Here is a 14,744-nt window from a genome sequence, read left to right on the forward strand (position 1 = left end):
GAGGACCGGGCGCACGGGGCCGCGCTTCCCCGTCGGGTTACTCGCCCACCTCGCCGTACGCGGCGAGCAGCACGGCCGGGTCGGGACCCTCGAGGACGGTGGGCCTGGCCAGTCCGTCCAGGACGATGAACCGGAGCAGGTCGCCGCGGGACTTCTTGTCGACCTTCATGGTCTCCAGCAGCTTGGGCCACTGGTCGTGGCGGTAGTGCAGCGGCAGACCCACCGACTCCAGCACGGTGCGGTGGCGGTCGGCCGTCGCGTCGTCCAGCCGGCCGGCGAGGCGGCCCAGTTCCGCGGCGAAGTGCATGCCGACGGAGACCGCCGCGCCGTGGCGCCACTTGTAGCGCTCGTTCTTCTCGATGGCGTGCGCGAGGGTGTGGCCGTAGTTGAGGATCTCCCTCAGGCCCGACTCCTTCAGGTCCGAAGACACCACGTCCGCCTTGACCCTGATGGAGCGTTCGATGAGCTCCGCGGTGTGCGGGCCCGCCGGGGTGCGCGCCGCCTCGGGGTCGGACTCGATCAGCTCGAGGATCACCGGGTCGGCGATGAATCCGGCCTTGATGATCTCGGCGAGCCCCGAGACGTAGTCGTTGACCGGGAGGGAGTCGAGCGCCGCCAGGTCGCACAGCACACCGGCCGGCGGGTGGAACGACCCGACGAGGTTCTTGCCCTCCGCGGTGTTGATGCCGGTCTTGCCGCCGACGGCCGCGTCGACCATGGCGAGCACGGTCGTCGGGACGGCGATCCAGCGCACCCCGCGCAGCCAGGTCGCGGCGACGAACCCGGCGAGGTCGGTGGTGGAGCCGCCGCCGACGCCCACCACGACGTCCGAGCGGGTGAAGCCGGACTGGCCGAGCGCCTTCCAGCAGTAGGCGGCGACCTCGGCGGTCTTGGCCTCCTCCGCGTTCGGCACCTGGATGGCGACGGCCTCGTACCCCTGCCCGGCGAGATCGGCGCGCAGCGCGTCGCCGGTCTCGGCCAGCGCCTCGGGGTGGATGACCGCGACCCGCTTGACCCGGTCGCCGATCAGTCCGGCGAGCTCACCCAGCAGGGCACGGCCGATCAGGACCTCGTACGGGTCGGTGCCCGCGCTGCCGCCGACCTGGATCCGGGTCACTGACTCGCTGCTCATGCTTCCTTCAACTCCAAAGCGTCCAGGGCGATCTGTCCGACCTCTTCGGGCGTACGGCCGTCCGTCGCGACCACCACCGTGGCCACGCTCTCGTAGAGGGGACGGCGGGCGTCCATCAGCTCGCGCCACTGCTTGCGCGGGTTCACCGCAAGCAGCGGACGGGCCACGCCCAGTCCGGTGCGCCTGACGGCTTCCTCGACGTCCATGGCCAGGTAGACCACGCGTCGGCCGGCCAGCAGGTCGCGGGTGTCGGCGTCCAGGATCGCGCCGCCGCCGAGCGCCAGGACGCCGTCGTGCTCGCCGAGCGCGCGCCGCACGGCGAGCTTCTCGATCGCGCGGAACGCGTCCTCACCCTCGTCGACGAAGATCTCCGCGATGCTGCGGTCCTGCTCGGCGACGATGTCGTCGTCGGTGTCCCGGTAGCCGACGCCGAGCCGTTCGGCGAGCAGCTGCCCGACGGTGGACTTGCCGACGCCCATCGGGCCGACCAGCACGACCAGCGGCCCGCTCATCGGATGTGCAGGTTGTCGAGGTACGACCGCACGTTGCGGCGGGTCTCGGTGACGCTGTCCCCGCCGAACTTCTCCGCCACCGCGTCCGCCAGCACCAGTGCGGCCATCGCCTCGGCGACGATCCCGGCGGCCGGGACCGCGCACACGTCGGAGCGCTGGTGGTGCGCCTGCGTCGCCTCGCCCGTGGCGACGTCCACCGTCTGCAGGGCCCGCGGCACGGTCGCGATCGGCTTCATCGCGGCGCGCACGCGCAGCAGCTCGCCGGTGGTCAGGCCGCCCTCGGTGCCGCCGGAGCGGCCGGTGGCGCGCCTGATCCCGTCGCCGGTGGCGAGGATCTCGTCGTGCGCCTTCGAACCGGGCACGCGCGCGAGGTCGAAGCCGTCGCCGACCTCGACGCCCTTGATCGCCTGAATGCCCATCAGCGCGGCGGCCAGCCGGGCGTCCAGCCGGCGGTCCCAGTGCACGTGCGAACCGAGGCCGACGGGGACGCCGTACGCCAGCACCTCGACGACGCCGCCGAGGGTGTCGCCGTCCTTGTGGGCCTGGTCGATCTCCGCGACCATCGCCTTCGAGGCGTCCGCGTCCAGGCAGCGCACCGGGTCCGCGTCCAGCTTCTCGACGTCGGCGGGGGTCGGATACACGCCGTAGGGCGCCTTCGCGGCGGCCAGCTCGACGACGTGGGAGACGATCTCGATGCCGGCCGTCTCCTTGAGGTACGACCGGGCCACCGCGCCGAGCGCGACGCGGGCCGCAGTCTCCCGCGCGGAGGCGCGCTCGAGGATCGGCCGGGCCTCGTCGAAGCCGTACTTCTGCATCCCGGCGAGGTCCGCGTGGCCGGGGCGCGGCCGGGTGAGCGGGGCGTTGCGGGCCAGGCCGGCGAGGATCTCGGGGTCGACCGGGCCGGCGGCCATCACCTGCTCCCACTTCGGCCACTCCGTGTTGCCCACCATGACCGCCACCGGGGAGCCCATGGTCAGGCCGTGCCGGACACCGCCGAGGAAGGTGACCTCGTCGCGCTCGAACTTCATACGCGCACCACGCCCATAGCCGAGCCGCCGCCGCGCAAGGTGGTCGGCGACCATCTCCGTGGTGATCGGCACGCCGGCGGGAAGGCCCTCCAGCGTCGCGACAAGTGCGGGACCGTGGGACTCCCCCGCGGTCAGCCAACGCAGCCTGCTCAACGATGCTCCTCAGTGCTCGCGCCCTGGTACTGCTCTGCGCACGCGCGTCCGTCGCGTACGTCGTCGGCGTGACCGGGTGCGCGGCCCTGGCCCGCCGTCTTCGATCCTCCCACGTCCCGGGGCCGGATCCGGCCGTCGGTCCACCAACCGGACGGGACGGCGTCACGGGGGCCGAAGGCGCTCCGGACAGGACACGGGACGGCGTGGGCGCGCGGCTCGCCGCGGGAGCGTCACCGGCCGGACCGCGTGGGCCGGCCGAGCGCCGCTCAGGGCGACGGCCGCCGGGCGCTCAGCGCGTGTTCACCGGCCGTGCGCATGGCCTCCACGGGCGCCGGGGCCCGGCCGGTCATCTGCTCCACCTGGAGCACCGCCTGGTGCACGAGCAGGTCGAGACCGCTGACGACGGCGCCGCCGAACATGGACCAGCGGGCGGCCAGCTCGGTCGGCCACGGGTCGTAGAGCACGTCGAAGAGGGTGGCCGGGCGTTCGGGCACCGAGGCCGCCAGGGCGTCGGTGGCCCCGGCCGGGGTGGTCGCGACGACCAGCGGGAAGCGCAGGGCGTCGGCGGCGTCCGCCCAGTCGGCGATCCGGACGTCGACGTCGAGACGTGCGCCCCACTGCCGCATCTCGGCGGCGCGGGCCTCGCTGCGGACGTAGGCGACGATCTCGCCGGCGCAGACCCTGGACAGTGCGGCCAGCGCCGAGGAGGCGGTGGCCCCCGCGCCGAGGATCGCGGCCGACTCGGCCTGTTCGACGCCGCGCTCGCGCAGCGCCGCGACCATGCCGGGGATGTCGGTGTTGTCGCCGACCCGGCGGCCGTCCTCGGTGAGGACGAGGGTGTTGACCGCCTCGACGGAGGCCGCCGTCTCACTGATCTCGTCGAGCAGCGGGATGACCGCCCGCTTCAGCGGCATGGTCAGCGAGAGTCCGGCCCACTCGGCGCCGAGTGCCTCGACGAAGGCGGGCAGCGCCTCCTCGTCCACCTCGAAGCGGTCGTACGTCCAGCCGGTCAGCTCCAGTGCCTCGTACGCGGCGCGGTGCAGCGCCGGGGAGAGGGAATGGGCGATGGGGCTGCCGAGCACGGCGGCCCTGCGGGCGTCGGTTGCTTCTGCTGCTGCCATGGAAACCAGTCCTTGAGCCTTCACGGCGCACCGCCCCGGGCGGGCGGTGCGGAGCAGCCGACCACCCGCCCGACGCCCGCCGTTGTCATGTCGTCGAACTCTGCGCACACCCGGACGGACGTCAGTTCTTTCCCTTGCTCGCATTCCACGCGTTGACCAGCTTCTCGTGCTCGGCGAGCGTTTTGGTGAACTTGCTGCTCTTGCCGTCCGTCGAGAGGAAGTAGTACCAGCCGTCGTGCGTCGGGTTGAGCGCGCCCTTCAGCGCGTCGTCGCCGGGATTGTCGATGGGCCCCGGAGGCAGGCCCTTCTCGTGATAGGTGTTGTACGGGTTGTCATAATTCCGCAATTCGGCGATCGACAGGTCGATCTTGCTCTGGTTCTTCACGTAGTTGTACGTGGAGTCGAACTCCAACGAGCCGTAGGTCTGGGGGTTTCCGGGCTTGAGGCGGTTGTAGACCACCTCGGCCATCTTGCGGAAGTCGTCGTGGCTCGTGCCCTCCGCCTGCACCAGGCTCGCCACCGTCAGCAGCTGCCACGGACCGTCGAGGCCGAGAGCGGAGGCCTTCTTGGCCAAGTCGAACGCCTGGTACTTCTCCGCGGCCCGCGCGACCATGTTCTTCAGGACGGCATCGGGCTTCTGGCCCTTGGAGACCGCGTAGCTGGAGGGGTAGAGGAATCCTTCCAGCGGGTCCTTCACATCGGGCCGGTTGAGCGCCCAGGCGGGCAGGCCGAGCGTCTTGTACGACTTCTTGGCGACCGCCGCTGTGGTTCCCTCCGCCACTTGGAGACGCTTGTCGATCATGGTGTAGACCTTGGAGTTGCGCAGCCCCTCGGCGATGACGAGGTTGCTGCGGCTCTTCGGGCTGAGCAGCAACTCGACCGCACTCGCCGCAGACATACGTTTCTGCAGCGTGTAGACGCCGTCCTGAATCGTTTTGCCCTTGGGGTTTCCCTGTTGCGCCGAGACGAATGCGTCGACGCTCTCGACGACGCCGGCCGCCTTCAGAATGCGGCCGATGTCATATCCGCCCGCGCCTTTGGGAATCTCGACGGTCACCGCCGTGCCGGAGCCGTCGCCCGCGAAGTCCGGTGCCGCGCCGTAACGATTCTGGTAGAACTGGTAGCCGAAGTAGCCCACTCCTGCGAGACCGCCGGTGAACACCAGGACGACGACCAGGCAGGCGACGCCGTTACGGCTCTTCTTGCCCTTGGCCGCTTTGGAACCCTTGCCGCCCTTGGCGCCTTTTCCGCGTCCCCGCCGCTCGCCGCGCCCCTCCGGCTCGTCGGCGTCGTCCTCGTCGTCCTGGCCCGCGCCACCCGCGAAGAACGCGTGCTCGCCCTGGTCGGGACCGGGATCCCAGTCGGTCTTCGGCCCGGGCTCCGGTTCCGGCGCGGTCGCCGCCTCCGGTTCGGGCTCCGGCGCCGCCTGCCGCCGGTTGGGCGGCTCCGGCGGCGGATACGCGTCCGGGGTGCCGTAGAAGTCGGGCTGCTGGGCGCCGTAGGCCGCGGCCTGCTGACCATAGGGATCGCCGGGATCGGCCGCGTACGGGACGTGGGCATGGGTGCCCGTGCCGTCCCAACCGCCTTCCTGGTACCCCTCGTGGTAGGGCTGCTGGTTCTGCTGCGTGTACGGCTGCTGGTTCTGCGGCGTGTACTGCTGCTGCTCCTGGCCCATGTACTGCTGCTGGTCGTACCCCTGGTACTGCGGGTCGTACTGCTGCGGCTGGCCCTGACCCCAGTCGCCGTACTCCTGCTGCTGCGGCTGCTGACCCTGCGGGTACTGGTGCTGCTGCTGGCCGCCGTAGGCAGGCTGATGACCCGGGTGGGCCTGCTGCCCTTCCCATCCGCCGTCCCCGTACAACGGGTCCTCCGGATGCCACGGTTCGGAGCCGGGGCCCCGGCCATACTCAGTCATCGATCCCCTAGAGCCGCGAGGCGGTGGACACGAAGCCTTCGCGAGCCCGTCACCGTTCCGCCTCTCTCTGTGCGGCGACTGTTCGAACAGCCCCGCATCGCGCGGAACGTTACCGTATCGCGATCAGATGACCACTTCGACGCCCTCGCCCGGTGCTTTACCTGACACCCGTTCGGATTCCAGCGCCTGCTGAAGGATGATCACAGCGGCTGCCTGGTCGATGACCGATCTGCCCTTCTTCGCCTTCACCCCCGATGCCCGCAGTCCCTGACTCGCCGTCACGGTCGTCATCCGCTCGTCCACCAGACGTACGGATACGGGAGCGATTTTGTTCGCCAGTTCCTGTGCGAAGCCGCGCACCTTCGCCGCGGCCGGGCCCTCGCCCCCCTTGAGGGAGCGAGGAAGACCCACCACGACCTCGATCGGCTCGTACTCCTCGACCAGCTGTCCGAGCCGCCGGTAGGCCGCCGGCACGTCCCGGCCGGGGACCGTCTCCACCGGGGTGGCGAGGATCCCGTCGGGGTCGCACGAGGCGACCCCGATCCGGGCGTCCCCGACGTCGATCGCGAGTCGACGGCCCTTGCGCATGAGACTGCTCACTTGGCCGTTTCCGCCACGAGCCGCTCGACGGCGTCGACGGCGTCGCCGACCGCGGCCGGGTTCTGGCCGCCGCCCTGGGCCACGTCGGGCTTGCCGCCACCGCCGCCGCCGAGGGTCTTGGCGGCCGCGCGGACCAGCTCGCCGGCCTTGAGCCCGCGCTCGCGAGCGGCCTCGTTGGTGGCGATGACCGTCAGCGGCTTGCCGTTGTTGACCGTGAACAGGGCGACCACGGCGGCCCGTCCGCCCTGGATACGGCCGCGCACGTCGAGGACCAGCCTGCGCAGGTCGTCCGGCGTGGTGCCGTCCGGGACCTGGCCGGTGACCACGGCGACCCCGCGGACGTCCTTGGCGGACTCCACGAGACCGGCGGCGGCCTGGAGGACCTTCTCGGCGCGGAACTTCTCGATCTCCTTCTCGGCGTCCTTCAGCTTGCCGAGCATGGCGGAGACCTTCTCCGGGAGCTCCTCCGGACGGCCCTTGATCAACTCCTGGAGCTGGGCGACGACCGTGTGCTCACGGGCCAGGAAGTTGTAGGCGTCGACGCCGACGAGGGCCTCGATGCGGCGCACGCCCGAGCCGATCGACGACTCGCCGAGCAGCTTCACCAGACCGAGCTGGGCGGTGTTGTGCACGTGCGTGCCGCCGCACAGCTCCTTGGAGAAGTCGCCGATGGTGACCACCCGGACGCGCTCGCCGTACTTCTCGCCGAACTCGGCGATGGCGCCCTGCTTCTTGGCCTCGTCGATGCCCATGACCTCGGCCTGGACGTCCAGGTCGCGGGCGAGCACCTCGTTGATCTTCTGCTCGACGTCGGTCATCACGGCCGTCGGAACGGCGGACGGGGAGCCGAAGTCGAAGCGGAAGCGGCCGGGCTGGTTCTCGGAGCCGGCCTGGGCGGCCGTCGGGCCGAGGGCGTCGCGCAGCGCCTGGTGGGTGAGGTGGGTGGCCGAGTGCGCGCGGGCGATGGCCGTACGGCGGCGGCCGTCGATCGAGGCGTGGACCTTGGCTCCGACCGTCACCTCGCCGAACTGGACGACGCCCTTGTGGACGTACACGCCGGGGACCGGCTTCTGGGTGTCGCGGATCTCGACGACGGCGCCGGTGTCGACCTTGATCCGGCCGGTGTCGCCGATCTGGCCGCCGCCCTCGGCGTAGAACGGGGTCCGGTCGAGGACGATCTCGACCTCGTCGCCCTCGGTGGCGGCCGGGGAGGAGGCGCCGTCGACGAGGATGCCGACGATCGTGGACTCGCCCTCGGTGTCGGAGTACCCGATGAAGTCGGTCTCGCCGGCCTTGTCGGCGATCTCGCGGTAGGCGCCCGTGCCGGCGTGGCCGGTCTTCTTGGCCTGGGCGTCGGCCTTGGCCTTGTCCCGCTGTTCCTTCATCAGACGGCGGAAGCCGTCCTCGTCCACGGACAGCCCCTGCTCGGCGGCCATCTCCAGGGTGAGGTCGATCGGGAAGCCCCAGGTGTCGTGGAGCAGGAAGGCCTTGTCGCCGGCGAGGACCCGGCCGCCGGCGGCCTTGGCCTCGGTGATGGCCGTGTCGAGGATGTTGGTGCCGGCCTTGAGCGTCTTGACGAAGGCGTTCTCCTCGGCGAGGGCGACCTTCTCGATGCGCTCGCGGTCGGTGACCAGCTCCGGGTACTGCTGACCCATCATCTCGACGACCGTGTCGATGAGGTCCTTGACGACGAGGCCGGTGGCGCCGAGGAGGCGCATGTTGCGGATGGCGCGGCGCATGATGCGGCGCAGCACATAGCCGCGGCCCTCGTTGCCCGGGGTGACGCCGTCGCCGATGAGCATCACGGAGGTGCGCATGTGGTCGGTGACCACGCGCAGCGAGACGTCCGAGTCATGGGCCTCGCCGTACGCGACGCCGGTCAGCTCGGTGGCCTTCTTGATGACCGCCATGGAGGTGTCGATCTCGTACATGTTCTGCACGCCCTGCAGAATCATGGCGAGGCGCTCCAGGCCGAGGCCCGTGTCGATGTTCTTGCTGGGCAGCTCGCCGAGGATCTCGAAGTTGTCCTTGCCGATGCCCTCCCCGCGCTCGTACTGCATGAAGACGAGGTTCCAGATCTCCACGTACCGCTCGTCGTTGACGGCGGGGCCGCCCTCGACGCCGAACTCGGGGCCGCGGTCGTAGTTGATCTCGGAACACGGTCCGCACGGGCCGGGGACGCCCATGGACCAGTAGTTGTCCTTCATGCCGAGGCGCTGGATGCGCTCCTTGGGCACGCCGACGACCTCGTGCCAGATGCGCTCGGCCTCGTCGTCCTCCAGATAGACGGTGATCCAGAGCTTCTCCGGCTCCAGGCCGTAACCACCCTTGTCCTGGGGGCTGGTGAGCAGCTCCCAGGCGTACTTGATGGCGCCTTCCTTGAAGTAGTCGCCGAAGGAGAAGTTGCCGCACATCTGGAAGAAGGTGCCGTGCCGCGTGGTCTTGCCGACCTCTTCGATGTCGGGCGTGCGCACGCACTTCTGCACGCTGGTGGCGCGCGACCACGGCGGCTTGACCTCGCCGAGGAAGTACGGCTTGAACGGGACCATGCCGGCGGGGACCAGGAGCAGAGTCGGGTCGTCCGCGATGAGCGACGCCGAAGGGACGACGGTGTGCCCGCGCTCCTCGTAGAAGCTCAGCCAGCGGCGGCGGATCTCGGCCGACTCCATCAGTGGTCCTCATTCCGGTCGTTCGAGTACGTCGTGTTCTCGATGTACTTCGGGTTGTCGCGGTCGTGCGGTCGGGTGCGGTGCTGCGGGTGGGGGCGGTTCTCGATGGCGGGGTACCGCCTGGGGGCGGGCAGTGCGGGGTCCTCGCGGATCCCCAGCGCCTCCCCCAGCTCGGCCTCCCGCCGTGCCATGTTGTCGCGGACGTCGAGCGCGAAGCCCACCGCGCGGTCCTTGAGGCGTGCTCCCGTCTCGAGGGCCTTGTCGGCCGCTGTCGCGGCGAGGCTCTCGGGGGTCAGCTTCCTCAGCTTGCGGTTGACCTTGGTGGTGGCCCAGACACCGGCGGCGACGCCCGTGCTGAACCAGAAGGTACGGCGGAACATCGCTGGTCTCAGTCCCTCTTTCCACGGGGCTTGCGCTTCTCCCGCCGGGAGACCGTGCGGCCCACGATGACGGTCCGCCGGGGCTCCCTCGCGGGCGCGTCTTCCTTACGGCCGCCGAGGGCCCGGCGGACGCCGTAGCCGAACGCGGCGACCTTCACCAGGGGCCCGCCGAAGGTGGAGGCGACCGTGGTGGAGAGCGCCGAAGCGTTCGACGTGACCTCCTGGACATCGCTGGCGATGGCGTCGACCCGGTCGATCTGGGTCTGCGCGGAGCGCACGGCGGCGGAGGCGTCGGCCAGCAGCGGGACGGCCTGTTCGGTCACGTCCGCGACCAGCCGGGTGGTCGCCTTGAGCGTCTGGGCCAGCCTCGCCAGCGCGACGGCGAGGAAGGAGACCAGGATCGCCCAGAACACGGCCACCAGAATGCCGGCCACCTCTCCACCGGACACTGCGCACCCGCTCCCTCGGCCGACGAACACCTATCTCTGGAGGCGAGCCTATCGCGCCGCCACCGGCGTTCCGTACCGGATTAGGGGCGTGCAAAAGCCCGTCGCCCCGCCCGCCCCGAAGGGCAGGGGGACGACGGGCCGGGGTGCGGAGGTGCTACGACCGCCGCGGGCCGATCCGGGCGGGGATCAGCGGGCGTAGTACTCGACGACGAGCTGCTCGTCGCAGATCACCGGGATCTCCTTGCGGTTCGGCTCACGGTCCAGGCGGAACGCCAGGGCCTTGAGGTTCACCTGGAGGTAGCGCGGGGTCTCGCCGTCGGGGGCGAAGCCGCCCTCGCGGGCGATGGAGAAGAGGGTCTTCTCGCGGCTGCGCTCGCGAACCATCACGACGTCGTCGGGACGGACACGGAAGGAGGGCTTGTCGGTCTTCTGACCGTTGACCTCGATGTGGCCGTGCACGACCATCTGACGGGCCTGGTAGATCGTGCGGGCGATGCCCGAACGCAGGACCAGCGCGTCGAGACGGCGCTCGAGCTCGATGATCAGGGCCTCACCGGTCTTGCCCTGGACCTTGGAGGCACGCTCGTAGGCGCGGACGAGCTGGCGCTCGGACACGTCGTACTGCGCGCGCAGACGCTGCTTCTCGAGCAGACGGACCTTGTAGTCCGAGTTCTGCTTGCGGCCACGGCCGTGCTCACCCGGCGGGTAGGGGCGGGCCTCGAAGTACTTGACGGCCTTCGGGGTCAGCGCGATGCCGAGGGCACGCGACTTCTTCACCTTGGGGCGGGGCTGGTTCGCCACTGTCTCTCGTTTCCTGGATTTCGGCTTGTCAGGGTTGAGGGAGGTCGCAATCCGCAGCCGGGGAAACCCGCCGGGTCCGCTCGGGACCTGTCGGGCAGCCGCTCCCCTGGTCTGGGCACATACGTGCAGCACGCGAGTTGCCCACCGACCGATCCCGGATTCCGGGCGGTGATGGGCTGCCCGCGACACCTTCGACGGTGCGCGACGCTCCTGGAGCCGGTCCGAGGGACCGGTGCTCCGGCTGACTGTCCCGTTCTGACGGCACGGGACGCAGCACTCCGAGGGATTCTACAGGGTGCTCAGGACCCGTTCCGACCGAGGTGCGTTCTGGTCCACTCGACCGCGTCCGCGTAGCGGGCCTCGGCGCCGTGCCGGGTGGGGGTGTAGTACTCCCGGCCGTGGATCGCGTCCGGCGCGTACTGCTGGGCGGCGATGCCCTCGGGCAGGTCGTGCGGGTACACGTACCCCTGGGCGTGCCCGAGCTTGGCGGCTCCCTTGTAGTGGCCGTCCCGCAGATGCGGGGGGACGGGGCCGGCCGACCCCTTGCGGACGTCGTCCAGGGCGGCGCCGATCGCCGTGGTCGCGGCGTTGGACTTGGGCGCCAGAGCGAGGGCGATGGTGGCATGGCTGAGGGTGAGGGCGGCCTCGGGGAAGCCGATCATGGCGACGGCCTGGGCGGCGGCGACCGCGATCGGCAGTGCGTTCGGGTCGGCGAGACCGATGTCCTCGCTGGCGGAGATCATCAGGCGGCGGGCGATGAAGCGGGGGTCCTCGCCGGCCTCGATCATGCGGGCCAGGTAGTGCAGGGCCGCGTCGACGTCCGAGCCGCGGATCGACTTGATGAGGGCGCTGGCGACGTCGTAGTGCTGGTCGCCGTCGCGGTCGTACTTCACGGCCGCGCGGTCGACCGTCTGCTCCAGTGTCCGAAGGCCGATCTCGGTCTCGTCCTGGTCGAGGGCGGCGCCGGCGGCGGCCTCCAGGGCCGTCAGGGCGCGCCGGGCGTCGCCGCCGGCGATGCGCAGGAGATGGGCCTCGGCATCCTCGGCGAGGGTGACGGCGCCCTTGAGGCCCCGGTCGTCGGACAGGGCGCGCCCGACCAGGTCGCGGAGATCGTCGTCGGTGAGGGGCTCGAGGGTCAGCAGGAGGGAGCGGGAGAGCAGGGGCGAGATGACCGAGAAGTAGGGGTTCTCGGTGGTCGCCGCGATCAGCGTCACCCAGCGGTTCTCGACGGCCGGCAGGAGGGAGTCCTGCTGGGCCTTGCTGAAACGGTGGATCTCGTCGAGGAAGAGGACGGTCTCCTTGCCGAAGCCGCCGATGGCGCGGCGGGCGCCGTCGATGACGGCACGGACCTCCTTGACGCCGGCGGTGATGGCGGACAGCTCCACGAACCGCTTGTCGGTGGCCTTGGAGACCACGTAGGCGAGGGTCGTCTTCCCCGTGCCCGGCGGCCCCCAGAGGATCACCGAGGAGGGGCCGGCCGGGCCTTTCGCACCCTCGCCGACCAGGCGGCGCAGGGGCGAGCCCGGCTTCAGCAGGTGCTGCTGGCCCACCACCTCGTCGAGGGTGCGCGGACGCATCCGGACCGCCAGGGGGCTCCCTGCGGGGTCCTTCTCCTGGCGGTCTTCCGCTGCAGCGGTGAACAGGTCGGGCTCCACACCTCGGAGCCTACGTCAGGGGTACGACAGTCCCCTTCGGCCGCCTGTCCGGGGCCGTGGTCAGGCCCAGAGGTCGGCGCCCCAGCGGGTCAGGATCAGCATCGCGATGATGCCGGCGTGGGTGACCGGCAGGACCCAGGTGAACTCGCCGAAGAACCGCTTCAGCCCGGCGGGGGCGGGGAGGAAGCCGTTGCGGACGTTGAACGAGGTGACGTACCAGAACATGGTGATCGTCGCGACCCAGGCCAGCGAGCACCACAGGCACAGAGCGTTGATCTTGTACAGCGACTGGTACTGCAGCCAGGTACAGAAGGCCACGCCGAAGAGCGTGCCGAAGTTGAAGGTCAGCCAGTACCAGCGCGGGAAGCGGGCCCGGGCCAGCAGGCTCATGCCGACGCAGATCACCATGCCGTAGGCGACGAGGCCGAGCATCGGGTTCGGGAACCCGAAGACGGACGCCTGCTTGCTCTCCATGATGCTGCCGCAGGAGATGACCGGGTTGATGCTGCAGCCGGGCGTGAAGGTCGTGCCCGCGACCTTGGCCTCGAGGATCTTGAACTTGTCGATCGTGATGACCCACGCGGCGAGCAGCCCGGCCGCGCCGGTGATCAGCAGCAGGATCGCGAACCCACGGCCGGCGCCCACCGTCCGTGGCTCGGCCGCGGCCGCGTGCTCGTGCTCGGACTCCGTGGAGGCGTCTTTCACTGTCGTCTTGCTCATCACGCCGATCCGTCACTTGAGAGTTGGACCATCTTCGGGCAGGGGCCATTGTGCCGCACAAGGCCGACCGTCCACCGTTCGGTGGACATAAGGAAGTACGCGCGGCCGCCCCCGGGCGTTCGGTTCCGGCCGACGCTCGAAGCATGACAACACACCCCGAACCCCTCGAGGCAGATGCACCCGACCGGCGTGCGGCGGGCCGCGGAGCGCCGAGGGCGGACCCGGAGGTGAGCACACGCGCGGGACGCTCACGCGTCGCCCTCACCCGAAAGAGGAACCGGGGCTCCGTGGAGTTGACGGCGGGCGGGGGCGCCGGGCACCCGCCCCGGCGCCCCCGTGAACCGCTATCCGAGCTTCGACTCCAGTTCGGCCACGATCTCGTTGACGCCGACCGCCTTCTGCTCGCCGGACTCCATGTCCTTGAGCTGGACGACGCCCTCGGCGAGGTCGCGTTCGCCGGCGACGACGGTGTAGCGCGCTCCGCTGCGGTTGGCGCTCTTCATGGCGCCCTTGAGACCCTTGCCGCCATAGGCGAAGTCGGCCGCGACGCCGAGCTTGCGCAGTTCGGTGACCTTGGCGAAGAGCACCCGGCGTGCCTCCTCGCCGAGCGGCACCGCGTACACGGAGGTGGAGGCGGGCAGCCTGAGCTGCACACCCTCCGCCTCCAGCGCCAGGACCGTGCGGTCGACGCCCAGCGCCCAGCCCACCGAGGGCAGCGCGGGGCCGCCGATCATCTCGGAGAGGCCGTCGTAACGGCCGCCGCCGCCCACCGCGGACTGTGAACCCAGCCCGTCGTGGACGAACTCGAAGGTCGTGCGCGTGTAGTAGTCCAGACCGCGGACCAGCTTGGGGTCGTCCTCGAAGGCGACGCCCGCCGCGGTGATCAGCTCGCGCACCTCCTCGTGGTACGCCTTGCACGCGTCGCAGAGGTAGTCGCGCAGCAGCGGCGCCTCTCCGAGCTGCTTCTGGACCGACTCGCGCTTGTCGTCGAGCACCCGCAGCGGGTTGATCTCCGCGCGACGCAGCGTGTCCTCGTCCAGGTCGAGGCCGCGCAGGAAGTTCTGGAGCGCCTCCCGGTACACCGGGCGGCACTCCTTGTCGCCGAGGCTGTTGAGGAGGATGCGGAAGTTCCGCAGCCCCAGGGAGCGGTACGCCTGGTCCGCCAGGATGATCAGCTCGGCGTCCAGCGCCGGGTCCTCCGCGCCGATCGCCTCGGCGCCCACCTGGGAGAAGTGGCGGTAGCGGCCCTTCTGAGGACGCTCGTAGCGGTAGTACGAGCCGGAGTACCAGAGCTTGACCGGCAGGTTGCCCACCTTGTGCAGGTTGGCCTCCAGCGCGGCGCGCAGCACGGACGCGGTGCCCTCGGGACGCAGGGCCAGCCTGTCGCCGCCCTTGGTCTCGAAGGCGTACATCTCCTTGGTGACGATGTCGGTCGACTCACCGACACCGCGCGCGAACAGTTCGACGTTCTCGAAGCCGGGCGTCTCGACGTAGCCGTAGCCGGAGTTGCGCAGCGGGGCGGCGATGGCCTCGCGGACGGCGAGGTACTGGGCGCTGTCCGGCGGGATCAGGTCGTACGTGCCCTTGGGGGCCTGAAAGGTGCTCACGG

13 protein-coding genes are annotated in these 14,744 nt (G+C 70.6%); all 13 read right to left on the reverse strand.

What is annotated here, in order from left to right; all coding sequences use genetic code 11:
* Nucleotides 1–37: 37 nt before the first annotated feature.
* The gene (gene aroB, locus ACN6LD_RS23190; RefSeq protein ID WP_307041146.1) at nucleotides 38–1,132 is read right to left on the reverse strand and encodes a 3-dehydroquinate synthase; all 1,095 of its coding nucleotides are present in this window, start codon (nucleotides 1,130–1,132) and stop codon (nucleotides 38–40) included.
* Entirely contained in the window at nucleotides 1,129–1,644 is a 516-nt protein-coding gene (locus tag ACN6LD_RS23195; RefSeq protein ID WP_319186808.1) for a shikimate kinase, read from the reverse strand. The genes aroB and ACN6LD_RS23195 overlap by 4 nt, the downstream gene beginning before the upstream one ends.
* On the reverse strand, nucleotides 1,641–2,825 hold the full coding sequence (gene aroC / locus ACN6LD_RS23200) for a chorismate synthase (protein WP_445044158.1): 1,185 nt from the start codon (nucleotides 2,823–2,825) through the stop codon (nucleotides 1,641–1,643). Before aroC ends, ACN6LD_RS23195 begins: the two co-directional genes overlap by 4 nt.
* A gap of 266 nt (nucleotides 2,826–3,091) precedes the next feature.
* On the reverse strand, nucleotides 3,092–3,946 hold the full coding sequence (locus ACN6LD_RS23205) for a shikimate dehydrogenase (RefSeq protein ID WP_319186806.1): 855 nt from the start codon (nucleotides 3,944–3,946) through the stop codon (nucleotides 3,092–3,094).
* Nucleotides 3,947–4,067: 121 nt separating this feature from the next.
* Nucleotides 4,068–5,861 carry an endolytic transglycosylase MltG gene (gene mltG, locus ACN6LD_RS23210; protein ID WP_445044159.1) on the reverse strand — a complete coding sequence of 598 codons (1,794 nt, stop codon included), beginning with the start codon at nucleotides 5,859–5,861 and terminating at the stop codon, nucleotides 4,068–4,070.
* 123 nt (nucleotides 5,862–5,984) lie between these two features.
* The gene (gene ruvX / locus ACN6LD_RS23215; RefSeq protein WP_319186822.1) at nucleotides 5,985–6,449 is read right to left on the reverse strand and encodes a Holliday junction resolvase RuvX; all 465 of its coding nucleotides are present in this window, start codon (nucleotides 6,447–6,449) and stop codon (nucleotides 5,985–5,987) included.
* An 8-nt stretch (nucleotides 6,450–6,457) separates the two neighbouring features.
* A complete protein-coding gene (alaS, locus tag ACN6LD_RS23220; RefSeq protein WP_319186804.1) occupies nucleotides 6,458–9,130 on the reverse strand; it encodes an alanine--tRNA ligase in 2,673 nt (890 codons plus the stop codon).
* A complete protein-coding gene (locus ACN6LD_RS23225; protein WP_319186803.1) occupies nucleotides 9,130–9,510 on the reverse strand; it encodes a hypothetical protein in 381 nt (126 codons plus the stop codon). The genes alaS and ACN6LD_RS23225 overlap by 1 nt, the downstream gene beginning before the upstream one ends.
* 8 nt (nucleotides 9,511–9,518) lie before the next feature.
* A complete protein-coding gene (locus ACN6LD_RS23230) occupies nucleotides 9,519–9,959 on the reverse strand; it encodes a DUF948 domain-containing protein (RefSeq protein WP_319186802.1) in 441 nt (146 codons plus the stop codon).
* Nucleotides 9,960–10,145: 186 nt separating this feature from the next.
* A complete protein-coding gene (gene rpsD, locus ACN6LD_RS23235; RefSeq protein WP_266723803.1) occupies nucleotides 10,146–10,760 on the reverse strand; it encodes a 30S ribosomal protein S4 in 615 nt (204 codons plus the stop codon).
* Nucleotides 10,761–11,059: 299 nt separating this feature from the next.
* The gene (locus tag ACN6LD_RS23240) at nucleotides 11,060–12,415 is read right to left on the reverse strand and encodes a replication-associated recombination protein A (RefSeq protein WP_445044160.1); all 1,356 of its coding nucleotides are present in this window, start codon (nucleotides 12,413–12,415) and stop codon (nucleotides 11,060–11,062) included.
* Between the two features lie 60 nt (nucleotides 12,416–12,475).
* Nucleotides 12,476–13,135: a vitamin K epoxide reductase family protein gene (locus ACN6LD_RS23245; protein WP_445044161.1), complete on the reverse strand. Its 660-nt coding sequence runs from the start codon at nucleotides 13,133–13,135 to the stop codon at nucleotides 12,476–12,478.
* Between the two features lie 344 nt (nucleotides 13,136–13,479).
* Nucleotides 13,480–14,742: a histidine--tRNA ligase gene (hisS, locus tag ACN6LD_RS23250; RefSeq protein WP_319186799.1), complete on the reverse strand. Its 1,263-nt coding sequence runs from the start codon at nucleotides 14,740–14,742 to the stop codon at nucleotides 13,480–13,482.
* Between the last annotated feature and the right edge of the window lie 2 nt (nucleotides 14,743–14,744).

The organism is Streptomyces sp. SAS_272 (assembly GCF_052543235.1).